Raw genomic sequence first — 22,439 nt, 5'->3', positions numbered from 1 at the left:
ATGCAGGCTGGATGCCTGCGGTCACTGCTCACGAGCATCCGGATGCCTGCACGTCGGCTCCGATACTTCGAGGGTAGCCAGCGGCTCGGCCCCCGTGGCGGCTGTTCGCCGTCGGCGTTAACGTGCGCCGGCGCGCGTCAGCGCGCGCATACTCCCTCCGTCCTGCGACGCCCGGCAGACGCCGCGCGACAAATCCCCTCGCACCGTTCCGCTGTCCCTTCGTGTCGCTCGTCGAGCGCCACGGCGGCACGAAGGGACAGCGGAACGGAGAATGTGCAGCGGTACGGAGCGTGCCGGACCGGCCGGACAGGAAAACACAAGACCTGGAGACAGGCCGAAGGGTTGGCTACTTCGCGGGGATGCCCGCAAGCGTCCAGGTCATGCCCTGGCCGGTGATCGAGACGTCGGTGTTGCGATCGATGGTGTTGGGCGTGGCGAAGACCGTGGTGTGCGGCACGTAGTCCATCGTGCACACCTTTTTCTTGTCGCTGCCGGTGGAGACGGTGAGCTTCATCGTGTTGTGCCCGGTGAGGTTGAAGCGCGTCGCAACGGGCGGGCAGGTCGAGCTGCCGTAGAGCGTGACGGTGAACTGGTCGCCGTCCTTGAGCCACACCGAGAACGGTGCGCCGCCTGCGCTGCTGGCCGGTGCCTCGACGCCCTTCGGCTCGCCGTGGTAGTCGGTGATCGGCTTCGTCGAGTTCTGCGAGCATCCGGCGAGGGCGATCACGGTGAGACCCGCAACGACGGATGCGACGGCAAGACGGACGAAGCGGTGCGGCATGCCTCAATCGTAGGGCCAGCACGGAGTGCGGGACGGGATCGAACGGCGACCAATTGCGTGCGGGATCGTTCGCGCCCGCGGCCCGAGAAACGGGCACCCTCAGATGAAGAAGCGGGCACCCTCGGGGGGAGAGCGAAATCGGGCACTCTGGAGTGGAAAATCGGGCACTCTCGGGGAGAGAAACGGGCACGGTCGAGGGGAGAAACGGGCACCCTCGAGGGGAGAAACGGGCACCCTCGAGGAGAGAAACGGGCACCCTCGAGGGGAGAAACGGGCACGGTCGAGGACGACGTATGCTCCTCGCATGAGCAACCTGGAGCGGCATCCGGCCGAGCTCGTCGCGGAGTGCGACGTCCTCGATGCCGAGGGCATCTTCCTCATCGAACCGAGGGACGTTCCACTCGGCGGGCCCCGCGCCATGCCCGTGCATCGCACGCTCCCGCAGCGCGTGAAGTCGACGATCGGCGGCTGGTGCTTCCTCGACCACTACGGTCCGGACGACGTGTCGGTGACCGGCGGGATGCGCGTTCCGCCGCATCCGCACACCGGACTGCAGACCGTGAGCTGGCTGTTCCAGGGCGAGATCGAGCACAGGGACAGCGTCGGATCGCACGCGATGGTGCGGCCGGGCGAGCTGAACCTGATGACGGCAGGGCACGGGATCAGCCACTCGGAGGACTCCACGCCGGAGACGACGGTGCTGCACGGCGCACAGCTGTGGCTCGCGCTTCCCGACGCGTCGCGGGACCAGGATCCGTTCTTCGAGAACACCGTGCCGGATCCCATCCACATCGACGGCGCCGTGCTGCGGGTCTTCATCGGCGAGCTGGCCGGGGCATCCGCTGACGCGACGGTCTTCTCGCCGCTCGTCGGTGCGCAACTCGACCTGGATGCCGGCGCCTCCGTCGTTCTCGACGTGCGGGCCGACTTCGAGCACGGCATCCTGCTCGACCTCGGCGATGTGAGTGTGGCGGGCGTCGACGTGCCGCACCGGCACCTCGCGTACGTGCCGCCCGGACGCACCCGACTGCGGCTGTCGTCGGTGGGCGGGGCGCGCATCCTGCTGCTCGGCGGGGAACCACTCGGCGAACAGATCGTGATGTGGTGGAACTTCATCGGCCGTACGCACGACGAGGTCGTCGCCTCGCGAGAGCAGTGGCAGCACGACGTCATCGAGGGGGCGGATGCCGCCGGTCGCTTCGGCACCGTCGCGGACTATCCGGGTCGCCCGCTTCCCGCGCCCGAGCTGCCGACGGTGCGGCTCAAGCCGCGGCAGTAGGGCGGATGCCGCCCCGGCGGTTGGCCGTGTGGGTCAGCGGTACAGCGGGGTGCCGTCCGCTGCTGCGGGCACCGGGGATCCGTCGACGTGCGTGGGCCATGCGAGCGATGCGCCCGCGACCGCGGCGAAGTCCGGAGCGCCGCCTGATCCGACCGGCACGGGGCGTCCGTCCGCCAGACGCGGCCAGGCGAGCGGCGGGTGTGCACCGGCCGCAGCGGGGATGGGCTGGGGAGACACGGGCTGAGTCGGGACCGGCGCCGCCGCGAACCCGTGCGTCGCCGCGGCCGGGTAGCCGTCGGCCGGATATCCGGAGGCGCCGGGGACGGCTGCGCCCGACGCGTAGCCGTAGGGCGCCGGCACACGCCGTTCACCATTGTTCCGATTGATGAGGAGCCCCCACAGAGGGATCAGCACCAGGGCGACGCCGCCGATCACGGCGATCGAGGCGACGATGCGTCCGTAGGCGTCGTAGTCCCAGAGGTGGTTGAACGGGGTGGGTGCCGGGATGGTCACCATGACGGCGATGACGCCGAAGGAGCAGGCGGCGACCCAGGCGAGCGCACGCGTGACCTGAGTGACCCAGCGGGAGAACAGGAAGCGAACGAGGTCGACGAGCGCGAGCATCCCACGGATGAACAGCAGCGAGAGGAGGCCGAGCCAGATGCCCAAGGCGAGGGCGGCGCCACGGTTGTAATACGAGTAGTCGGTAGAGCTGCCGGTCGCGGTCCAGATGATGACGATCCAAAGCAGCAGGATGTAGGCATCCGTCGCGAGAGAGGCGAACTCGAACCATTCGGGGCGGTAGGCGCCGATCACCGTGTCGAGCCACACCAGCAGCGCGAACAGGATGAGTGCGACATCCGTCGTGATGACACGGCCGAGCGTGTCGCCTCCGGTGCCGAACAGGATGAACACCACGGACACGAGCGCGCACGCCGCGACGACGATGAGCACGATGCGAGCGCCCCACGCGCCGAGCACGCTCGTACGCCGTCCCGCGTGCTGCTGACCCGGCGCGAACGGCGCTGCGCCGGGCTGAGGGGCCGCTGCCGAATGCGGCGGCTGGGGTGCTGCAGCGGGCTGAGCGGCGGGCGCCTGCTGCTGGAACTGCTGCGGCTCGGGCCGCTGCGGCTGGACTTGGGGGTTCTCGTGGCTCATCGGGTGTGGCCTCCTCGTGATCGCGCGGCCAGCGTATCGGAGCACGGGTGGCGATGGGGCGCTCTCCACAGACTTTGCGGTGCCGCGTGCCTGGGGAGGGGGTGTGGATCACTGCAGGGCGGAGGTCAGACGCGCCAGGTTGTCGAGCACGGTCGGCCAGAGTCCCTGCTTCAGCCACTCGTCGAGCGTGAGCTGGCGGCTCGCCTCGCGGTAGCCCTCTTCCACGTCGCGCATCGCCGACACGAACGAGGCGCCGCGCACCATCAACGAGATCTCGGCGTTGAGCTGGAACGAACGCATGTCCATGTTGCTCGATCCGATGACCGCCACCTCGTCGTCGATCGTGAAGTGCTTCGCGTGCAGGATGTAGGGCGCCTTGTACATCCAGATGATGACGCCCGCACGCAGGAGCTGCTCGTAGTACGAGCGCTGCGCGTGGTAGACCAGGCCCTGATCGCCGATCTCGGAGACGAACAGCTCGACGCGGACTCCGCGCTGCACGGCCGTCGTGAGCGCGGCGAGCATCGCCTCGTCCGGAACGAAATAGGGCGACGTGATGATGATGCGATCGCTCGCGTAATAAAGGAGTGCGAGGAACAGCTTGAGATTGTTCTGGCCCGCGAACCCCGGTCCGCTCGGCACGAGCTGACAATCGATCTCGTCGTCGCTGCGCACGACCTCGACCGACTCTCGCTCGCGCGCGAGCAGTTCGCCGGTCTCCGAGTACCAATCCGTGATGAAGATGGCATCGAGGCCCTGCACGATGGGTCCTTCGAGCCGGGTGACCAGCTCCTTCCATTTGAGGCCGCGCCTCAGGTTCGATCTCTTGTCATAGCTGCGGTCGATCACGTTCTGCGAGCCCATGTATCCGACCCGGCCGTCCACCACGAGCAGCTTGCGGTGGTTGCGCAGATCCGGTCGCTGGTACTTGCCTTTGAACGGCTGCACGGGCAGCATCAGCTGCCACGAAGCGCCCATCGCCGTCAGCCGCTTGATGGTGCGCTTGTAGTTCTTCGTGCGCAGCGAGGCGATGTGATCGAGGAGCACACGCACGTTCACGCCGCGCTTCACTGCATCCTCGAGCGCGTCGAAGAACGGTCCGGTTGTCTGATCCCAGGACAGGATGTAGAACTCGACATGCACATAGCGGCTGGCGGAGCGGATCTCGCGGGTCATGGCATCCAGTGACCCGCCGTAGTCGCCGATCAGGGACGCCGTGTTGCCGCCCACCAGCGGCATGGCGCCGAGATTGCGGTTCAGCGTGACGACGGATTCCAGCCACGGCGGCCACGGATGATCGCGGCGCACCCGTTCGATGCCTTCTGTGGACTCCAGGATGAAGTCGTTGATCTGCTGCTGCCGCTCCCTGCGCACCTTGGGCAGCGCGAAGCTGCCGATGAGCAGGAAGAACAGCCATCCGACGTAGGGGATGAAGTAGATCGCGAGCAGCCACGCGGTGGCCGAGGTAGGGCGCCGGTTGCGCGGAATGACGATGATCGCCACGATGCGCAGCACGAAGTCGATGACCAGAAGCGCGACGATGATGATCGTCGTCAGTGTGCTGCTGTCCATGCCGTCCCCTCGTGCAGCGATGGAGACCGCTCGTGACTCCGCACCCCGAACGGATACCGGCCGGTCACATCGGCGTCCGTGCCGACGTCCGTGCCGACATTCGTGCGGCGGGGCACGGCGGAACTGCTGCCGACGCTAACACCGCAGGTGCGGCATCCGCCCCACCGAGAATGGGTGAACTCGAGCCGGGGTGCGCGGCCGTGACGAGCGCGCTTCGCCCGGCCGTTCGTCAGCGACGGATGCCCGTCAGGACTTGTGCGGGAGGCCGCGGCGCGCCCGCTCCTGGGCCTCGACCTTGGCGTACGCCTTGCGCTCGCTGCGATCGGCACGCACCACCGCTCTCATCACGATCCAGAACACCAGGCCGACCAGCACGGTCGGCGCCAGAGCCCAGATGATGCCTGCCCATACGCCGTTCATGATGCGTTAAAGGATACGCTCGCGCGGTCTCGCTCCTGTCCGCGCGCCATCGCTGGCGGTTGACATTACTTAAGTCACTTACGAAAATGGAGCAGGCCCGGTCGTCCGGGAATTCCGGTTTGGCTGGAGGCCTCATGACCTATCTGTCCCTCGATGGCGAATGGACGCTGCGCGCCGTCGCCGGCCCGCTCCCCGACGAGTTCGTCAACGCGACGATCGACGCCCGCGTTCCTGGCTGCGTGCACACCGATCTGCACCGTGCGGGGCTGATCGCCGATCCCTTCGACGGCGACAACGAGAGCGCGCAGCAGTGGATCGGCAGCACCGTGTGGCGCTTCGAGCGCGAGTTCGAGTGGACTCCGGATGACTCGGCACGCTTCGACCTCGTCGCAGCAGGCCTCGACACGCTCGCCGTCGTCTCGGTGAACGACCGTGTCGTCGGGACCACCGCCAACCAGCACCGCTCCTACCGCTTCGACATCAGCCACCTGCTGGTGCTCGGCACCAACCGGATCACCGTGCAGTTCGACGCGCCCGTCGACGCCGCAGAGCGCGTGGCCGCCGAGCACGGCGAGCTGCCGCACGTCAACCACCACCCCTACAATTCGCTGCGAAAGACGGCATCGAACTTCGGCTGGGACTGGGGAATCGACGTCGCGACCAGCGGCATCTGGAAGTCGATCGGCATCGAGGGCTGGAGCGACGTGCGCATCGACTCCGTGCGCCCGCTCGTCGATGTGGTCGGCGACCACGGTGTGCTCACCGCGCGCGTGGCGCTGGAGCGGATCGGCGGGCCGCTCGGCGACTCGGGTCCGGTGTCCGTCTCCGTCGTCAAGGACGGCATCGAGGTGGGGCGTGGGGATGCGGTGATCGGCGAGGGCGGATCCGTGCGCGTCCTTGTGCCGAACGTCGAGCTGTGGTGGCCGGTCGGGCACGGATCCCAGCCGCTGTACGAGGTGAAGGTCACCGCAGGAGAGCGGGAGTGGGCATCCCGCGTAGGGTTCCGCACGGTGTCGATCGACACCCGGCCGGATGCGGACGGCGGCCGGTTCGTCATCCTCGTGAACGGCGAGGCGGTGTGGATCCGCGGTGCGAACTGGATCCCCGACCACGCCTTCGCCACCGAGATCACGCCTGAGCGCTTGTCGCGCCGGATCGACGACGCCCTCGAGGCGAACATGAACCTGCTGCGCGTCTGGGGCGGCGGCATGTACGAGTCGGATGACTTCTACCGAATCTGCGACGAGCGTGGCGTGCTCGTGTGGCAGGACTTCCTGCTGGCCTGCGCGGCCTATGCCGAGGAGGAGTGGCTGGCCGTCGAGATCGAGGCGGAGGCGAGGGAGGCCGTCACGCGCCTGTCGACGCATCCGTCGCTCATCGTCTGGAACGGCAACAACGAGAACATCGTCGGCTACGCGGAATGGGGCTGGCGCGCGGTGCTCGGCGGCCGCACGTGGGGCAACGGGTACTACCGGAGGCTGTTCCCCTCGGTGCTGGCCGAGCTCGACCCGACGCGTCCGTACACCCCTGGCAGCCCGTTCTCGTTCGACGACTATCTGCACCCGAACGACGACCGCAACGGAACCGTGCACATCTGGGATGTCTGGAACCAGAAGGACTACACGGAGTACCGCGGTTCGTGGCGTCCGCGATTCGTCGCCGAGTTCGGCTTCCAGGGGCCGCCGGCATGGACGACGCTCACGGATGTCGTGCACGACGCCCCGCTCGACCCCTACGGCGCGCAGATGCTCGTGCACCAGAAGGCCGACCAGGGCAACCTCAAGCTCGAGCGCGGATTCGCCGGACATCTTCCGGTTCCGACATCGATCGACGACTGGCACTTCACGACCCAGCTGAACCAGGCGAACGCCGTGCGGTTCGGGATCGAGTACTTCCGCTCATTGACGCCGTACAACACCGGGTCCATCGTGTGGCAGCTGAACGACGACTGGCCGGTCATCTCCTGGGCCGCCGTCGACTTCGCCGAGCGCCGCAAGCCGCTCTGGTACGCGCTGCGCCAGGCCTACCGTCCGCGGCTGCTCACGGTGCAGCCGACGGATGACGGGCTGGAGTTGGTCGCCGTGAACGACGACGCCACGACGTGGTCGGGTCCCGTGCGGATCGAGCGGATGTCGTTCGACGGCACCGTCCTCGCCACCAGCACCCTGGACCTCGAGGTCGCACCGCGGTCGGTTCAGCGGCGCGCGATCCCGGCCGAGTCGGCCGTGGCATCCGCTCCCGGCAGCGAGCTGCTCGTGGTGTCACTGGATGGAGAGCACCCGGTGCGTGCGATCTGGAACTTCGCGGAGCCGGTCGACCAGGAACTCGACGCCGACGCCTTCACGGCGGAGGTGGAGACCACCGATCACGGCGCACGGGTCACGGTGACGGCGCGCTCCTATGTGCGCGACCTCACCGTCCTCGCCGACCGCGCCGGCCGGTCTGCGTCAGTCGACGATTCCGTCGTCTCACTGCTGGCAGGCGAGACCGTGGTGCTCACCCTGAGTGCCGACGGTCCGCTCGGGGCTGCCGCCGTGCTGGCGCCAACCGTGCTGCGCACGTCCAACCAGCTCGTGGCGAACGCCGCAGTGCTGCCGACCACACCGGCCGCGTGATCCGCGACGCCGCAGCCCTGTCGAACCGCCCCCGCCTTCTGGTGTGGGGCGGTTCGGCCGTTGCGCTGACGTTCCTGCTGGATCCCGACGCTCCGGTCTCGCTCGTCGGGATGGAGCGCCGCGATGCCGGCGCGGTCGAGTTGCGGGACGCCGAACGCCGCCGTGATCCGCACCGTGACCGGCCGCTGGTGGAGCTGTCTGCGCACGGCCATGGCCGCTTCCCCGGTGGATACCGGCACGTGGACACCGTGATCGGCGCACGGCTGCGGTACTCGGGATTCGACGCCGATCCGGCGCTCGCTTCGGCTCCTTCCCCACCCGGAGGCGTCAGGACGCTCCGGCTCCGCCAGCGGGATCCGGAGACCGGGCTCGAGGTCGTCAGCGTGTTCGAGGAGCGAGACGGGATCGCCGCGTTCCGCACATGGACCGAGGTGAGCCGCGGCGCCGGCGACGACGCTAACGACGACCTCGTCGTCACGTTCGTGTCGACGTTCGTGTCTGCCGCGCCGTACGCCGTGACCGGACGCGACGTGGACAGGCTCGCGCTGATGACGGCATCCAGCGACTGGGTTGCGGAGAGCAGGTGGCGCACCGTTCCGCTGCGCGAGGCCGGACTGGCCGAGATCGACCGCGAGCTGCAGCACCATCCGCCGAGAAGCCGCTGCGTGGTGACGGGCCGCGGGTCGTGGTCCACAGGCGAGGCGCTGCCGACCGGGATGCTCGTGGCCCAGGATCCCGACGACACCTCGACTCCCGTCGCATGGCAACTCGAGCACAACGGGCCGTGGCTGTACGAGCTCGGCGAGACTCGGGCAACCGCCTATCTGCTGCTGTCCGGACCGAGCGACGAAGAGCACCAGTGGTCGGCACTCCTGCGGAACGGCGAGTCGGTGCGCTCGGTGCCCGCCTCGGTCGCCCTGGGCACGCCGGGCGGCGCGTTCGACACGGCGATCGCCGCGCTGACCGATCAACGTCGCGCACTGCGCCTGCTTCGGGATGCGGATGCCGCCCTCCCACTGGTCTTCAACGACTACATGAACACCCTCATGGGCGACCCGACCACGCAGAAGCTCCTGCCGCTCATCGATGCGGCGGCCGCTGCCGGGGCGGACTGCTTCTGCATCGACGCCGGCTGGTACGCCGACGGACATTGGTGGGACAACGTCGGCGAGTGGATGCCGTCCGCAGAGCGCTTCCCCGGCGGCATCGGGGAGGTGATCGGGCGCATCCGCGAGCACGGGATGACGGCCGGACTCTGGATCGAGCCCGAGGTGATCGGGTTGCGGTCGCCGCTCGCAGCGACGCTTCCGGATGCTGCGTTCTTCTCGCGGGGCGGCGTCCGCGTGGCGGAGCACGGCCGCTATCTCCTGGACTTCAGGCATCCAGCGACGAGGGCGCACCTGGATGCGGTCGTCGACCGGATCGTCGGCGAATACGGCGTCGCGTTCCTCAAGATGGACTACAACACGATGCCCGGCCCCGGGACGGACAGGGACGCACAGTCCCCAGGCGACGGCCTGCGGAGGCACGCGGACGCACTGCTGGAGTGGATCGACGGGGTGCAGGCGCGGCATCCGCAGCTGCTCATCGAGAGTTGCGCATCCGGTGCGATGCGGGCCGACTACGCCATGCTGTCCCGGCTGCACCTGCAGTCCACCTCTGATCAGCAGGACCCCGTGCGGTACGCGACGATCGCGGCCGCGGCGAGCGCGAGCATCCTGCCGGAACAGGCTGGGCACTGGGCGTACCCGAATCCGGACATGGACGACGAGCTCTTCGCGCTGTCGCTCGTGAACGGCGTCATCGGCCGCATGTACCTCTCCGGGTACCTGAACCGCATGTCGCCCGGGCAGCTGGCGCTGGTGCACGACGCCATCGCCGCGCACCGGGAGGTGCTCTCGGTGACGCTCGACGCGCATCCGAGGTGGCCGCTCGGGCTTCCCGGCTGGACGGATGCCTGGGTCTGCGCAGGCCTCGCCACGAGCGACGGCGGCCTCTACCTCTCGGTGTGGCGCCGGACCGCGCATTCGTCCCGCTCGCTCGAGGTTCCGCTTCCGGAGCTCCGGGGGCGGCGGATCCACGTCAAGACGACCTTCCCGCAGAGCCTCGCGGCGTGGGAGCACGAGTGGGATGAGGCGGCCGGGGTTCTTCGCGTGACCACTCCGCCGGACGCGCCAGCTGCACGAGTGCTGCGCATCGACGTGTGAGGTCATGCGCTGAGGCTCAGTCCTGGCGGCCGACCAGGCGTGCGGCGGCCGGACAGGGAGCGTGAAGGCCGCGCGCATCCACCCGCTCACCCTGCCGATCGCCCTGGACAGCGGCGGCGTACGGGTTCACACTGATGCCGTTGGGGACCGTTCTGGTTGCACCTGTCTAGGAGGCCTCAGATGTCCTGGTTCAGCAACGATCTGACCGTGCGCAGCGGTGGTCCCGTCGCCATCTTCAGCCCGTCGGCTTACGCGTTCGAACAACAGAAGACTCAGCATGTTCTCTATCAGGGGTTCGGCGATGGGGCGGGTGACGGTCATGTGCACGAGTTGTGGTGGGACGGCCAGTGGCATCTCAACGACCTGACCGCACAGGCCGGAGCACCCCTGATCTCGGGCGAGGTGTCCGGCTACGTGTACGCGGACCAGCCGGGCGGCTGGACGCAGCACGCGGTCTTCCAGGGACTCCAACCCGGTGTTGGTGCAGACGGACGTGTTCAGGAGATCTGGTGGGATGAAGACGGCAAGCATCACCATCAGCTCACCGACGGCACGCCGCGGGTGATCGATCAGCCCTTCGGCTACAGCTTCGAGGCTGGTCAGCACATCGTCTACCGTGCGAACAACACGCTGCGCTTCCTCGACATGGAAGAGGACTTCGGCTGGCTCGACAGTGATCTCACCCCGTACATGGCCGGGACGATTCCGCGTCTGCCTCCTACCGGGTACGGCTTCACGTCGCAGAGGACCCATCACCTGCTCTACACGGGGTCGGATCAGCACGTGCACGAGCTGTGGAAGGGTCAGCAGGGCGGGTTCCACCACAACGACCTCACCGTCGCATCCGGCGCTTCCTCTCGAGCCGAAGGCAGACCGGTGGGCTTCGCGAATGATCCCGGCAACCAGCAGGTGGTGTCCTACGCCGGCACCGACGGCCATCTGCATCAGCTGGTGTGGGACGGCGCCTGGCACGAACACGACCTGACAGTCAGCGCGGGCGGTGTCGCGCCGTCATCCGGAACCACCCCGACCGGCTACCTGTATCCCAGCGAAGGAACGTTGCACGTCAACTACGTGGGGATCGACAGCCACATCCACGAATACTGGGAGGATGACTCGGGCTGGCATCCGAACGACCTGACAGCGGCGACCGGGGTCCTGCCCAGCCGCAGCTATCCGTCCGCCTACGTCATGCCGGACAACACGCAGCACGTGGTGTTCGTCGACGACAACCGCCACATCATCGAGCTGTACTGGCTCCCGTAACGGCGCGGCAGTCCACGAGCTTCGCCGGATGACGCCGCCGCCCCGAGGCGTGTACGACCGGTCAGCGACGGTCGCGGCGAGCAGGGCTCTCGATCGCCGCCAGGAGTTCGTGTACCTGCAGCGCGGTGTCGAACGTCGGTGCGCTGCTGCTGCCCGTTGTCAGGTCGGCGTAGATCGCCTCGTACAGCCGGCTCGTGTTGCGGACCTCGACGGACAGGTGCGAGCCGCTCGACGTGTCCACCCGATGCCACACGTCAGGCCAGTCTCCGGCCAGGTCGAGCTCCAGGCCAGTGATCTGCAGTTGCGCCGCCCGCGGATCCGAGTCCGTCGATGACACGATCGCCAGGTCCCCGCTGCTGCCCATGATCTCGATCCGGCTCCGAGGCGTCGATGCTTCGCCGTCGTGGAGCTGGATCGTCGCCACCGCGCCGCCGGCGAACTCCGCGACGGCGACGAGCAGGTCAGGGGACGTGACATCCACCGTCTCGTCGGTCTCGGCGATGGTCTGCTGCCGACGACGGATGTGGCTGGAGCCTCGAAGCGCGACGATCGGCCCGAGTACGTGCTGCAGGATGTCGAGCGTGTGCCCGCCGAGCACCTCGACCAGGCCGGCACCCTCCGCGCTGTCATACGTGTACGCGGTCCACGCCGGCACCGGGGCACCGCTCCCCTTGGCGCGTGAACTGTAGACGGTGACCGACGACGGATCACCGATCGCCCCGGCGGCGATCGACTGTCGCGCCCGTTCGACGGCCGGCGCGAAGCGTCCCTGCAGCGCGACGAAGTGGCGAACCGTCGCGCTCTGCGCCCGCCGGGTGAGCTCCCTCGCTTGGACCACCGATTCGGCGAGCGGCCAGTCGGAGACCACGTCCTTGCCCGCCTCGATCGCCCGGAGAATCGGACCCGCGTGGCCGGATGCCCTGACCGAGACCAGGACCAGGTCCACCGCCGGATCGTTCACGAGCGACGCCACGTCGGTGTAGGCGGCACCCGCTCCGAATCGTTCCTGTGCGGCGGTCGCGCTCTGCGGAGACGTCGTCGCGACGGCGGCGAGACGAAAGCCGTCGGACGCGAGGATCGCAGGAATGTGCGAACGGGACGCCCATCCGCGGTCCGGGTTCGCACCGACGACACCGACACCGAACTGCTTCACCCTGCGTCTCCCATCGCCTCGGTCACCAAGTGGCAACAGACCGATCGGGGGCGACATTCCGGGGCCGCGGAAGCGCCGGAGATCGGCGCCGGCGAGAGCCAAGGAGGGCAGCACAGAGAACGCGGCAAGGGAGCCAGGGTCATTCACCGCATCAGGGAGGCGGTGACGGTCTTGAGTTCCGCGAGGACACTCCCCACGGCAGGACGCGCCGCGTTCTCGGGGCGGATCAGCGCATCGACGACGCGCGACACCGGGAGGTCCGCCAGGGGTCGGAGCACGACACCTGCGGGCCGCGGCTGGGTCCAGCGTGGAAGGAACGCGAGACCCTGACCGGCGCGGACCAACTCGGCGACGATCGTGAACTCATTGACCCGGTGGCGGATCTCGATCGGTCGTCCGCCCGTCACGGCGATGGCGTCGAGGGTGGGACCTATCGGGAAGCCGTGGTGGGTGGTGATCCACGGCTCGCCGATGACGTCCTTCGCCCTGAGCGACTTCCGGGCGGCCAGCGGGTGCTCTGCCGGCAGCGCGATGTCGAGTCGCTCTTTCAACAGTGGTTCGACGACGACGCGGCTCGGCCAGGACGGCGCGTGCTGGAGGCGGTGGGCGATCACGATGTCGTAGCGGGAGGTCAGGGCGGGGAACTCGTCTTGGGCGACATCCTCGTCGCTGAGCGTGATGTCGACGCCGTCGGCAGGGAAACGGGACGTCAGCCGCGTGAAGAACGCCAGCGCTGCGCTGTTGAACGCGCAGACGCCGACCGTCCCGGATGGCGACGTGCCGAGACCCCGCGCGAGCTCACGAGCGCGGCTCATCGCGGTCTGGACCTCGACGGCAGCCGCCGCGAGACGTTCTCCCTCCGGCGTCAGGCGCAGCACGCGCCCGACTCGCCTGGTCAACGGAACTCGCACTTCGCGCTGGGCCAGGCTCAGCTGCTGCGAGACGGCGGACGGCGTGATCCTGAGTGCGTCGGCAACGGCTTGCACGCTGCCGTGCTCGCCCAGTTCCCGGAGGATCTGCAACTGGCGCTCGTCCATCCGATCAGTTTAGAGATGCTCAACTATCAATGAAGACATCCGGTCTTGTTCTTCATTCGGAATGAATCGAACCTGATCGCATGCCCCGGTTCTTACGTGCTCGCTCGACCGATCTGTGCCTCCTTGCGGTCGCTATCACGTGGGGGTCGAGCTATCTGGCGGCGAAGGTCGCCACCGGACTGGTGGCCGCAGATGCGGTGGTCTTCCTGCGGTATGCCGTCTCGGCCGTCGCCTGCCTGGCGATCGTGGGCGTGCTCGCCGCGCGCGGTCGCGCGAATCGTCCCACGCTGCGCGAGGTGCGTCTCGGCGGTGTGCTCGGGATCACGCAGGCTGCCGTCCTGTATCTCGAGACTCACGGTGTGGCCCACACAAGCGCCGCGGCGGCCGGCGTGCTGATGAGTCTGACGATCATCCTCACGCCGCTGGCCGGCGTGGTCATCGGAACGCGCGTTCCCGGCCGGTTCTACGCGGCAGCCGGCGTGTGCATCGTCGGCGTGGGCGTGATGCTGGACACACAGTCCGGCCCTGGCGGCTGGGACGGAAGCCTGCTGGTGCTGGCGGCAGCCGTCATCCGTGCCGGACACGTCACACTCCTCGGTCGGCTCACTCGAGCGGATGAGACCGGCCGAGGACGCGTGCGGCCGCTGCAGCTGACGACCGTGCAGCTCGTCGTCGGGACCGCGCTCACCGCGCCGCCGGCACTGCCGCAGCTCGCCGCGAACCCCGGCGTCCTCGTCACTCCTGAACTGGTGGTCGCGATCCTGTACCTCGCGCTGTTCTGCAGCGTGTTCGCCTTCCTCGCCCAGACCTGGGCGGTGCGGCGCACCTCCGCGAACCGGGCGAGCCTGCTTCTCGGCACCGAGCCGCTGTGGGCGGTCGCAGCGGCGATCGCGCTGGAGGGAGAACGGCTGAGCGTGACGATGGCGCTCGGCGCAGCCCTCATCATTGCCGGATGCTGGTGGGGACAACTCGTCGAGCAGCGCTCCCGCACGCCGGCCGGCTCACGCCGCCACGGCCGCCTTCGCCGCGTCGTCGATCGACACCCAGTCGCCGACGTGGTGGTCGTAGCAGACGCTGTTGTCGAGGGTGGAGCGGTCGATCACCGCCTCGGATGAGACAACCTTGCCGAGACGTTCCGGATCCGGTGCCGCGGCCGCGAGCAGTCGCGTGTAGTCGTGGTGCGGATCGAGGATGACGGCATCCGCCGGACCGCGCTCCACGACGCGTCCCTTGTAGAGCACGAGGATGTCGTCCGAGAAGTGACGCGCGGTCGCGAGGTCGTGCGTGATGTACAGCACCGCCAGGTTGTCTTCGCGCTGCAGCCGTCCGATGAGGTTGAGCACCCCCAGCCGGATGGAGACGTCCAGCATCGACACGGGCTCGTCCGCCACCAGGATCTGCGCACCCGGCGCCAGCGCACGAGCGATGGCCACGCGCTGACGCTGGCCGCCTGACAGCTCGTGCGGACGCCGAGACGCGTACGACTCGGCGGGAAGGAGATTGACGCGCTCCAGCATCCGCAAGACGCCCTCGTGCGTCGCCTCGACGCCCCTGGTGCGGTTGTGCAGAAGCAGCGGTCGGGCGATGTGATGCTCGATCGAGTGGAACGGATTGAGCGAGGCGAACGGATCCTGGAACACCATCTGCACGTGCCGCCGGTAGAGCGAGCCCTGAACGGGCGTGCCGTCGTCGAGCGTGACATCGATGTTTCCGGATGTCGGCTTCTCGAGACGGGAGAGCATGCGCGCGATGGTCGACTTGCCGGAACCCGACTCGCCGACCAGGGCGACGGTGCGGCCCGGGATGAGGTCGAACGAGACCCGGTCGACGGCCCGGAACGGCTCGCGGCGCAGGCCCTTCCTGATGAAGAAGTCCTTGGTGAGGTTGGTGATCCGTGCCGTGGTCACGCCTGGGTCCTCCGTTCGTGGGTGGCGGTGGGCTCGTCGATGCCGGTGCGGATGAACGCACCCCGGTCGCCGCTCAGGCTCGGGAACGAGCCGAGCAGCTTCTTCGTGTACGGATGCCGCGGCGCGGTGTAGATCTCGTTGGCCGGTGCCAGCTCGACGATCTCGCCCTGCAGCATGATGGCGATCCGGTCGCTGATCTCCAGAAGAAGCGGCAGGTCGTGCGTGATGAAGATGACGGCGAACGACAGCTCGTCGCGGAGCCGCACGATCTCGCGGAGGATGTCGCGCTGCACGACGACGTCGAGTGCGGTGGTCGGCTCGTCCATGATCATCAGCTGCGGTTCGAGCAGCATCGCCATGGCGATCATGACGCGCTGGCGCATGCCGCCGGAGAGCTCGTGCGGATACGACGACAGCCGGTTCGGATCCACTCCCACCCTGCGGAGCACATCCGCCGACCGTTCGAGTCGCTCCGCCTTGGACATCTGCGGACGGTGCGCCCGCAGCGTGTCGTCCAGCTGCGCCCTGATCGTGGTCACCGGGTTGAGCGCGTTCATCGCGCCCTGGAACACCATGGACAGCTTGTCCCAGCGGAACGCGCGCAGCGGCTCGTCGTCCAGGGCCAGCACGTCGATGTCGTTCCCGTTGCGGTCATGGAACGTGACGGCGCCGGAGGAGATCCTCGCCGGGGGCCGGTGCAGCCGGTTGATCGCGTAGGCGAGAGTCGTCTTGCCGCAGCCCGACTCCCCCGCAAGCCCGAGGATCTCGCCGGGAGCGAGCGTGAAGCTGGCGTTCCGCACGGCAGGCACCGGCGGCTCCACCTCGTACACGACGGAGAGGTCCTGCACGGTGAGCACGGCCGAACGCTCGGCCGTCGCATCCCGCTGCCGCGCGGCCGCAGCCTTGACGGGGGTCATGCTGACGCCTTTCGCTGTTCGAGTCGGCTCGCGGACTTCGCGCGCCTGCGGTACAGGCGCGAGGTCTTGAGCTTCGGGTTGATGATCTCGTCGATCGAGAAGTTGATGAGTGAGAGCCCCATGCCGAATAGGGCGATGACGAGTCCTGGCGGGATGAACCACCACCAGGCACCCATCTGCAGCGCGAATCCGTTCTGCGCGTAGAAGAGCATGGTGCCCAACGTCGAGGAGTTGGATGCGCCGAGTCCGAGGAACGACAGACCTGCTTCCCCGAGGATGGCCGCGATCACCGCGAACACGAACTGCGACGCCAGCACAGGCAGCAGGTTGGGCAGGATCTCCACGGTGATGACGCGCCACGCCCGTTCGCCGGCCACCTTCGACGCGGCGACGTAGTCGCGATTCCGCAGCGACAGGGTCTGCGCACGCAGCACGCGAGCGGATGCCGCCCAGCTCGTGATCGCGAGCACGACGGCGATGGTCCACAGCCCACGCGATTCGCGAGGGACGAATCCGGAGATGACGATCACCAGGGGAAGGCCGGGGATGACGAGGAACACGTTCGAGAACAGCGAGAACGCCTCGTCCGCGATGCCGCCGAGGTAGGTGCCGAGGATCCCGAACAGCGCCGACAGCGCCGTGGCGAGGATGCCCACCAGGAAGCCGATGATCAGGGAGCCGCGGGTGGCGTACGCGAGCTGGGCCAGGACATCCTGACCGGTCTGCGTCGTGCCGAGCCAGTGGTCGGCCGACGGCGGAGTCATGCCCTCGTCGCGCACCACGTTCGGGTCGCCGACGAAGAAGGGCCCGAGGATGCCGAACAGGATGAACCCGACCACGAGGATCAGGCCGACCGCCAGCCACGGCGTCATCGTCGGCAGCATGCTGCGCCAGCGGGACTGCGTCGTGCGCGGAGCGGATGCCGCGGTCACCACCGCGAGGGTCTCTGGCGCCGCCTCTGTCGCCGGCACGGTTTCGAGCGCCGGGCTCACAGAGGTCGTGAGCTGCGGGTCGAATTCGGGCACCTCATCCGATTGCTCGAGTCCGGGGGTCTGCACGTCATTCAGTTCAGAGGCCATTGCGTCTCACACCCTTACCCGTGCGCCCGCGTACGCGGATCGATGATGCCGTACAGGAGGTCGACGACGAGGTTCGCGCCGAGGACCGCCAGTGTGATGTAGAGGAAGATGCCCTGCATCAGCGCGTAGTCGTTGTTCGTCACAGCGGAGAGCAGCTTCGAGCCGATGCCCGGATACGAGAACACCTGCTCCGTGACGATGGAGCCGGCGACCACGAACCCGAGCGAGATCGCGAAGCCGGCCACCGAGGGGAGCACGGCGTTGCGTGCCGCATAGTTGCGCATGATGCGGCCCTCGGTGAGACCCTTCGCCCGCGCCGTGAGGATGTAGTCCTCAGACAGCGTGGACACCATCATGTTGCGCATCCCGAGCAGCCACCCGCCGATGGAGGCGATCACGATGGTGAGCGCGGGAAGGAACCCGTAGCGAATGGTCGACCCGATGAACTCGGGTGTCCAGGCGGGATCGAGGCTCACGTCGTATCCGCCCTGCACGGGGAAGAGGTGCATGGTGGTCGCGAACAGGTACACCAGGATGAGCGCGAGCCAGAAGTAGGGAACGGCGGCGAGCAGCGTGGTCGCCGGCACGAACGAGTCGAGCCAGGTTCCGGGCTTCCACCCGACGAAGGCGCCGAGGGCCACGCCGAGGATCGCGGCGATGACCGTCGCTATGCCGACGAGAGCGATGGTCCACGGCAGCGACGTGGCGATCACGTCGCTGACCTTCGCAGGGTAGTAGCTCACGGAGATGCCCAGGTCGCCCTGCGCGACGTGCACCAGATAGTTCCAGTACTGCACGATCAGCGGATCGCTGCTGTTTCCCCCGAGGAGGAGCTCGTACGCCTTGCGCGTGGCGGGTGTCACGATGCCGCCGTGCTGCTGCAGTTTGGCCAACAGAATGTCGACCGGATTGCCCGGCAGCAGCCGCGGGATCACGAAGTTGAGGGTCAGCGCCGCCCAGAGTGCGACGACGTAGAACCCGATCTTCCGTGCGAAATATCTCATCGTGTCCCGCCCGTTTCAGCGGAGAGCTCCTCCTCGGTCATGGATCGCCTACTTCCCCGTCGGCTTGAGCGCCTTGTAGACCTCGGCGTTGTCGGGCGATGCCCAGACGGCCGGGAAGGCGAACAGGTTGTCGAGCGTCGGCCATCCGGAGAACTTCTTCGCGTTGAACTCGCTGGTGGTTCCACCGGTCAGGACCGGGATGTAGGGCATGTCGTCGACGATCTTCTGCTGGATCACGTTGAACTGCGCCTGGCGGGTCGCGGTGTCGGACGGGTTCGTCGCGGCGAGCGTCCCGAGCGCCTTGTCGACATCCGCGTCGCTGAACCGGGCGATGTTCATCGGCGCTGCCTCACCGACCTTGGCCGTGTTCGCCGTCGAGTAGTAGTTGTTGTACAGGTAGTACGGGTCAGACGACGGGCCCTGGCCGAGCGAGTCGATCGCGAGCTGGAAGTTGCCTTTCGACTTCTTGTCTGTCCACTCGTTCCACGACGACTGCGACACGGATAGCTTGATGCCGACCTTCTTCAGCTGCTGGCCGAGCGTGTTCATCGCGGTGATGTAGTCGGTCCAGCCGGTCACGGTCTCGACCGTGAGCGAGAGGTCCTGGCCGTCCTTCTGGTAATAGCCGTCGGAACCCTTGGTCCATCCGGCGCCCTGCAGCAGCTCGTCCGCCTTGGAGGCGTTCGGGCTGTCGGATGCCACGGGGTTCTTGATCGACGGGTCGATCAGGCTCTTCTGGCCGGGCAGCAGCGCGAAGGTCGGCGAGATGTCGCTTGCCGTGTCGGTGAACGCGAGCGAGTTGAGCTGCTTGCGGTTCATGGCGTAGTAGATCGCCTGGCGGACGGCCGGGTCGGTCTGAGGACCGGTGCAGCCGAGCGCGGCGGACGAGCACGTGATGAGGACGGCCTGGTTCTGGTTGACCGTGATCGACTTGTAGCCCGGGTAGTACTGGGAGACCTTGTCCATGTGCGGAACCGGTCCGGTCTGCCAGTCGATGCTGCCGGCCTGCAGCGCGTCGGCGCCCGCCGTGTTGCCGGACAACGACAGGTACCGGATGGCCTTCACGGCCGGAGCGCCCGCCCAGTAGTTCGGGTTGGCCGAGAGCGTGTACGCCTGCGGCTTGAAGTTCGAGAGCTCGTACGGACCCGTTCCGACGGGCTTGGACATGACGTCCTTTGTCGGGTCGATGTCCTTCCACAGGTGCTCGGGGACGATCATCGACCGGCCGAGGATGGTCGGACCCTCGACGAACGCCGGGTGCGTGAAGGTGAACTTCACGTGGCTGTCGTCGACCTTGGCGACCTTGCCGTCGAATCCGCTCGTGTTGAGCGACGGATACTTCTCATTCAGTCCGAACGTGAAGACGACGTCGTCGGCGGAGAACGGCTTGCCGTCCGACCACTTCACACCGGTGCGCAGCGTGACATCGAGTTCGGTGCCGTCGGAGTTCCAGCTGTACTTCGTTCCGAGCAGCGGCTTCGGGTCCTTGTTGTTCACGTTGGTGATGAAGAACAGGCCCTCGTAGATCGTGCCGATGCCACCGATCTGCGACGGGGAGAACGGGTTGAAGTTGATCTGGTAGTCGCCCGACTGGCCGGTGTAGGCGACCAGGGTGGCGTCGGAGGAGGAGGCGGTCGTGCCGCCCGTCGACGAGCAGGCCGTCAGCGCGATGACCGTGGCGAGCGCGAGCCCGCCGACAGCCGCCGCACGACGTGCGCCGCGACGTCGTCCTGGCATGAGGAACATCGTTGATCCTTTCCAGCACCGCACACCCTCGTGCGCCGGTGCATGACCTTGTGGCGGCGCTGTCACGCCGTGCGCCTATTCTTATTCGAATAAATAAAGTCGGTCAAGTTATTGTTTCTGTACCGTTACCGGCGAGCGGTACGCACACGCAGACAGCGAGGTCACCATGAGGAACGGAGCGACGGCTCCAGCACCGGCGATGGCGGCGGTCCTCGACACGATCCGTGATCGCGTCACCGTCAGCCGAGTCGAGCTGGCGGAGACCACCGGGCTCAACGCGGCAACGGTGACCCACACCGTGCGCCGCCTGATGGATGTCGGCTACGTCAGGGAGGTGGGCACGGCCCGGTCCAGAGGCGGCAGTCCGCGGCGTCTCATCCAGCTCGAACCGTCCGCCTGCTACACGGTCGGCGTGCAGTTCGACAGGTTCACGACCACCGCCGTCGTCGTGGACCTCAGCGGAGAGGTCGTCGGTCGCTCCACGGCCCCTGGAGCGGGAACGCGTGCCCCCGGCGAGGTGCTTCGGTCCGTCGACGAACAGGTCCGCGCGCTGTTGTCGTCATCGGCGGTGTCCACGTCCCAGGTGCTCGGCATCGGGGTGACGACGCACGGACCGCAGGACAGGGATGCCGGCGTCGTGCTGATCGACTTCCCGTCGCCGCCGTGGCGCGGCTATCCGCTGACGGCGACGCTGTCCGAGCTCAGCGGTCTGCCTGTCGTGCTGGAGAACGACGCGACCGCCGCCGCGATCGGCATCGCCGGGCTCGGCAGTTCAGGGTCGAGCTTCGCCACGGTCTACATGTCGGGCGGCATCGGATCCGGGGTCGTGCTGAGCGGACAGCCGTACCGCGGGGCCACCTCCAACGGGGTCGAGCTCGGACACATCTCGATCGACGCATCCGGCGAGCGCTGCACGTGCGGGAATGTTGGATGCGTCGAGAACTCCGCTGGGCCGACGGCCGTCGTCGAGCAGTCGCTCGCCGTGCCCGGACTGGCGAAGCGGGCGGGGATCCGCGGGAAAGGCGACACCCTCGGCGACTTCCGGCGCCTGGGGGCTGCGGCCCTCGGCGGCGACGGCGACGCTCGGAAGCTGATCGAGCGCTCCGCGGCACTCGTGGCCGTGGCATCCGTCACCCTGGTCAACCTGTTCGATGTGGCGCATGTCGTGTTCGCGGGCGCCGCGTTCACCGAGGTCGGCGAGATCTACCGCGAGCACGCGCAGCGCGAGCTGGAGCGGGCGGCGTTCATGCGATCGGCGCATCCGGTGTCGGCCGAGCTCTCGGAACGGGTGTCTGAAGCGGCCGCCATCGGAGGCGCCGTCGTGGTACTTCGGAGCCTCGTCGCCTCACGCGGCGAGTTCGCCCAGCCCGCGACGAGCACGGTCACCGGGGTGGCGAGGCGGTAGACCCACGTTCGACGACGACGGCGGCGGGCGTCTTCACGACCCGCCTGGCACGATCCGCGATCACGTCCAGCAGGGCGGATGCCGCGGCGTGGCCGAGCGCGCGCACGTCACGGTCCATCACCGACAGCGGCGGATCGCAGAGCTGGCAGTCCGCGTTGTCGTCCCAGGCCAGGATCGAGAGATCGCCGGGCACCGAGACGCCGAGCGCTGCGGCTTCGGCCAGGCCGGCGACGGCGGTCTGCGCGTTGTCGTACACGATCGCCGTCGGCGGTTCCGCGCTCGACAGCAGCGTGCGGGTGGCGACGGCCCCGCTGTGTGCGCTGTAATCGCCGTACACGGTCTGCCCGACCGCGTCGTGCGATGCCAGCGCGCCGGCGAACGCCTCCGTTCGGGCGAGCGTGTGCAGCAGATCCTCCGGGCCCGCCACGCGACCGATGCGGTGATGGCCGAGCCCGGTCAGGTAGGCGATGGCGTCGTTCATGGCCCGCGCGTTGTCGACGTCGATGGTCGTCAGCCCGACGGATGGATCGCCGCCCAGCAGCACCGCGGGGAGCCCCAGCTCCTTCACCAGCGCGACCCTGGGGTCATCCGGCACGAAGTCCACGATCACGACGCCGTCGATGCGGTGATCGGATGCCCACCGCCGGTAGTCCTCGAGCTCCTCGTCGACGCTGTCGACCATGCGCAGCACGGCGGATCCTCGCACGCTTCGCAGCCGGTCCTCCACCCCGTTCACGAAGTCGTTGTAGAACGGGTCGATGCCGAAGACATCCGGCTGACGATGCACCGCGACCGAGAGCGTCGGCGTGTGCGAATCGTCCGACAGGGTCGGTACGAAAGGACCTGAGCGTTGCACGACTTGTAGTATGACCCATCGATCGACCCGAACGGCT

18 protein-coding genes are annotated in these 22,439 nt (G+C 67.9%); 6 read left to right on the top strand and 12 right to left on the bottom strand.

Annotated features, from left to right (window positions below):
• Positions 1–346 precede the first annotated feature (346 nt).
• On the bottom strand, positions 347–781 hold the full coding sequence (locus tag ACX9R5_RS05925; protein ID WP_459408072.1) for a hypothetical protein: 435 nt from the start codon (positions 779–781) through the stop codon (positions 347–349).
• Between the two features lie 304 nt (positions 782–1,085).
• On the opposite strand from ACX9R5_RS05925, the gene ACX9R5_RS05920 reads away from it, so the two are divergent.
• Complete coding sequence (locus ACX9R5_RS05920) at positions 1,086–2,060, top strand: pirin family protein (protein WP_459408071.1); 975 nt, start codon at positions 1,086–1,088, stop codon at positions 2,058–2,060.
• A gap of 33 nt (positions 2,061–2,093) precedes the next feature.
• On the opposite strand, the gene ACX9R5_RS05915 is transcribed toward ACX9R5_RS05920, so the two are convergent.
• The 3 genes from ACX9R5_RS05915 to ACX9R5_RS05905 all read right to left on the bottom strand — a co-directional run bounded on the left by ACX9R5_RS05915 (position 2,094) and on the right by ACX9R5_RS05905 (position 5,210).
• Positions 2,094–3,218: a hypothetical protein gene (locus ACX9R5_RS05915; protein ID WP_459408070.1), complete on the bottom strand. Its 1,125-nt coding sequence runs from the start codon at positions 3,216–3,218 to the stop codon at positions 2,094–2,096.
• Between the two features lie 108 nt (positions 3,219–3,326).
• Positions 3,327–4,790, bottom strand: coding sequence for a cardiolipin synthase (cls, locus tag ACX9R5_RS05910; protein WP_459408069.1), 1,464 nt, complete (start codon positions 4,788–4,790; stop codon positions 3,327–3,329).
• 246 nt (positions 4,791–5,036) lie between these two features.
• Positions 5,037–5,210 (bottom strand): hypothetical protein, encoded by a 174-nt coding sequence (locus tag ACX9R5_RS05905; protein ID WP_459408068.1) that lies wholly within the window; start codon positions 5,208–5,210, stop codon positions 5,037–5,039.
• Positions 5,211–5,344: 134 nt separating this feature from the next.
• On the opposite strand from ACX9R5_RS05905, the gene ACX9R5_RS05900 reads away from it, so the two are divergent.
• The 3 genes from ACX9R5_RS05900 to ACX9R5_RS05890 all read left to right on the top strand — a co-directional run bounded on the left by ACX9R5_RS05900 (position 5,345) and on the right by ACX9R5_RS05890 (position 11,298).
• Positions 5,345–7,825: a glycoside hydrolase family 2 protein gene (locus ACX9R5_RS05900; protein WP_459408067.1), complete on the top strand. Its 2,481-nt coding sequence runs from the start codon at positions 5,345–5,347 to the stop codon at positions 7,823–7,825.
• Positions 7,822–10,032, top strand: a complete 2,211-nt coding sequence (locus tag ACX9R5_RS05895) for a glycoside hydrolase family 36 protein (RefSeq protein WP_459408066.1) — start codon at positions 7,822–7,824, stop codon at positions 10,030–10,032. The genes ACX9R5_RS05900 and ACX9R5_RS05895 overlap by 4 nt, the downstream gene beginning before the upstream one ends.
• A gap of 180 nt (positions 10,033–10,212) precedes the next feature.
• A complete protein-coding gene (locus tag ACX9R5_RS05890; protein WP_459408065.1) occupies positions 10,213–11,298 on the top strand; it encodes a hypothetical protein in 1,086 nt (361 codons plus the stop codon).
• A gap of 61 nt (positions 11,299–11,359) precedes the next feature.
• On the opposite strand, the gene ACX9R5_RS05885 is transcribed toward ACX9R5_RS05890, so the two are convergent.
• Positions 11,360–12,451, bottom strand: a complete 1,092-nt coding sequence (locus ACX9R5_RS05885; protein ID WP_459408064.1) for a Gfo/Idh/MocA family protein — start codon at positions 12,449–12,451, stop codon at positions 11,360–11,362.
• 143 nt (positions 12,452–12,594) lie between these two features.
• Positions 12,595–13,488, bottom strand: coding sequence for a LysR family transcriptional regulator (locus ACX9R5_RS05880; RefSeq protein ID WP_459408063.1), 894 nt, complete (start codon positions 13,486–13,488; stop codon positions 12,595–12,597).
• A gap of 80 nt (positions 13,489–13,568) precedes the next feature.
• Here ACX9R5_RS05880 and ACX9R5_RS05875 point away from each other — a divergent pair, with 80 nt between their 5' ends.
• Positions 13,569–14,603: a DMT family transporter gene (locus ACX9R5_RS05875; RefSeq protein WP_459408062.1), complete on the top strand. Its 1,035-nt coding sequence runs from the start codon at positions 13,569–13,571 to the stop codon at positions 14,601–14,603.
• On the opposite strand, the gene ACX9R5_RS05870 is transcribed toward ACX9R5_RS05875, so the two are convergent.
• Genes ACX9R5_RS05870 through ACX9R5_RS05850 form a run of 5 tightly spaced genes read right to left on the bottom strand, consistent with a single transcriptional unit; the run spans position 14,490 to position 20,141 of the window.
• Positions 14,490–15,395 carry an ABC transporter ATP-binding protein gene (locus tag ACX9R5_RS05870; RefSeq protein WP_459408061.1) on the bottom strand — a complete coding sequence of 302 codons (906 nt, stop codon included), beginning with the start codon at positions 15,393–15,395 and terminating at the stop codon, positions 14,490–14,492. The genes ACX9R5_RS05875 and ACX9R5_RS05870 overlap by 114 nt on opposite strands.
• Positions 15,392–16,312 carry an ABC transporter ATP-binding protein gene (locus tag ACX9R5_RS05865; protein WP_459408060.1) on the bottom strand — a complete coding sequence of 307 codons (921 nt, stop codon included), beginning with the start codon at positions 16,310–16,312 and terminating at the stop codon, positions 15,392–15,394. The genes ACX9R5_RS05870 and ACX9R5_RS05865 overlap by 4 nt, the downstream gene beginning before the upstream one ends.
• Positions 16,309–17,391, bottom strand: a complete 1,083-nt coding sequence (locus ACX9R5_RS05860; RefSeq protein ID WP_459408059.1) for an ABC transporter permease — start codon at positions 17,389–17,391, stop codon at positions 16,309–16,311. The genes ACX9R5_RS05865 and ACX9R5_RS05860 overlap by 4 nt, the downstream gene beginning before the upstream one ends.
• Before the next feature lie 14 nt (positions 17,392–17,405).
• Positions 17,406–18,395 (bottom strand): ABC transporter permease, encoded by a 990-nt coding sequence (locus ACX9R5_RS05855; protein ID WP_459408058.1) that lies wholly within the window; start codon positions 18,393–18,395, stop codon positions 17,406–17,408.
• 48 nt (positions 18,396–18,443) lie between these two features.
• A complete protein-coding gene (locus ACX9R5_RS05850) occupies positions 18,444–20,141 on the bottom strand; it encodes an ABC transporter substrate-binding protein (protein WP_459408057.1) in 1,698 nt (565 codons plus the stop codon).
• A gap of 166 nt (positions 20,142–20,307) precedes the next feature.
• Here ACX9R5_RS05850 and ACX9R5_RS05845 point away from each other — a divergent pair, with 166 nt between their 5' ends.
• The gene (locus ACX9R5_RS05845; protein WP_459408056.1) at positions 20,308–21,546 is read left to right on the top strand and encodes an ROK family transcriptional regulator; all 1,239 of its coding nucleotides are present in this window, start codon (positions 20,308–20,310) and stop codon (positions 21,544–21,546) included.
• On the opposite strand, the gene ACX9R5_RS05840 is transcribed toward ACX9R5_RS05845, so the two are convergent.
• Entirely contained in the window at positions 21,524–22,402 is an 879-nt protein-coding gene (locus ACX9R5_RS05840; protein WP_459408055.1) for a LacI family DNA-binding transcriptional regulator, read from the bottom strand. The two genes, ACX9R5_RS05845 and ACX9R5_RS05840, sit on opposite strands and share 23 nt — an antisense overlap.
• Positions 22,403–22,439: the final 37 nt, after the last annotated feature.

This window comes from Rathayibacter sp. CAU 1779, assembly GCF_054551755.1.
This window is presented reverse-complemented; position numbering and strand designations above follow the sequence as displayed.

Bases quoted from the DNA above. Each gene is read 5' to 3' on its own strand.
- ACX9R5_RS05925 (WP_459408072.1), bottom strand. From the start codon at position 781: ATGCCGCACCGCTTCGTCCGTCTTGCCGTCGCATCCGTCGTTGCGGGT.
- ACX9R5_RS05920 (WP_459408071.1), top strand. From the start codon at position 1,086: ATGAGCAACCTGGAGCGGCATCCGGCCGAGCTCGTCGCGGAGTGCGAC.
- ACX9R5_RS05915 (WP_459408070.1), bottom strand. From the start codon at position 3,218: ATGAGCCACGAGAACCCCCAAGTCCAGCCGCAGCGGCCCGAGCCGCAG.
- cls (WP_459408069.1), bottom strand. From the start codon at position 4,790: ATGGACAGCAGCACACTGACGACGATCATCATCGTCGCGCTTCTGGTC.
- ACX9R5_RS05905 (WP_459408068.1), bottom strand. From the start codon at position 5,210: ATGAACGGCGTATGGGCAGGCATCATCTGGGCTCTGGCGCCGACCGTG.
- ACX9R5_RS05900 (WP_459408067.1), top strand. From the start codon at position 5,345: ATGACCTATCTGTCCCTCGATGGCGAATGGACGCTGCGCGCCGTCGCC.
- ACX9R5_RS05890 (WP_459408065.1), top strand. From the start codon at position 10,213: ATGTCCTGGTTCAGCAACGATCTGACCGTGCGCAGCGGTGGTCCCGTC.
- ACX9R5_RS05880 (WP_459408063.1), bottom strand. From the start codon at position 13,488: ATGGACGAGCGCCAGTTGCAGATCCTCCGGGAACTGGGCGAGCACGGC.
- ACX9R5_RS05875 (WP_459408062.1), top strand. From the start codon at position 13,569: ATGCCCCGGTTCTTACGTGCTCGCTCGACCGATCTGTGCCTCCTTGCG.
- ACX9R5_RS05865 (WP_459408060.1), bottom strand. From the start codon at position 16,312: ATGACCCCCGTCAAGGCTGCGGCCGCGCGGCAGCGGGATGCGACGGCC.
- ACX9R5_RS05860 (WP_459408059.1), bottom strand. From the start codon at position 17,391: ATGGCCTCTGAACTGAATGACGTGCAGACCCCCGGACTCGAGCAATCG.
- ACX9R5_RS05855 (WP_459408058.1), bottom strand. From the start codon at position 18,395: ATGAGATATTTCGCACGGAAGATCGGGTTCTACGTCGTCGCACTCTGG.
- ACX9R5_RS05850 (WP_459408057.1), bottom strand. From the start codon at position 20,141: ATGTTCCTCATGCCAGGACGACGTCGCGGCGCACGTCGTGCGGCGGCT.
- ACX9R5_RS05845 (WP_459408056.1), top strand. From the start codon at position 20,308: ATGAGGAACGGAGCGACGGCTCCAGCACCGGCGATGGCGGCGGTCCTC.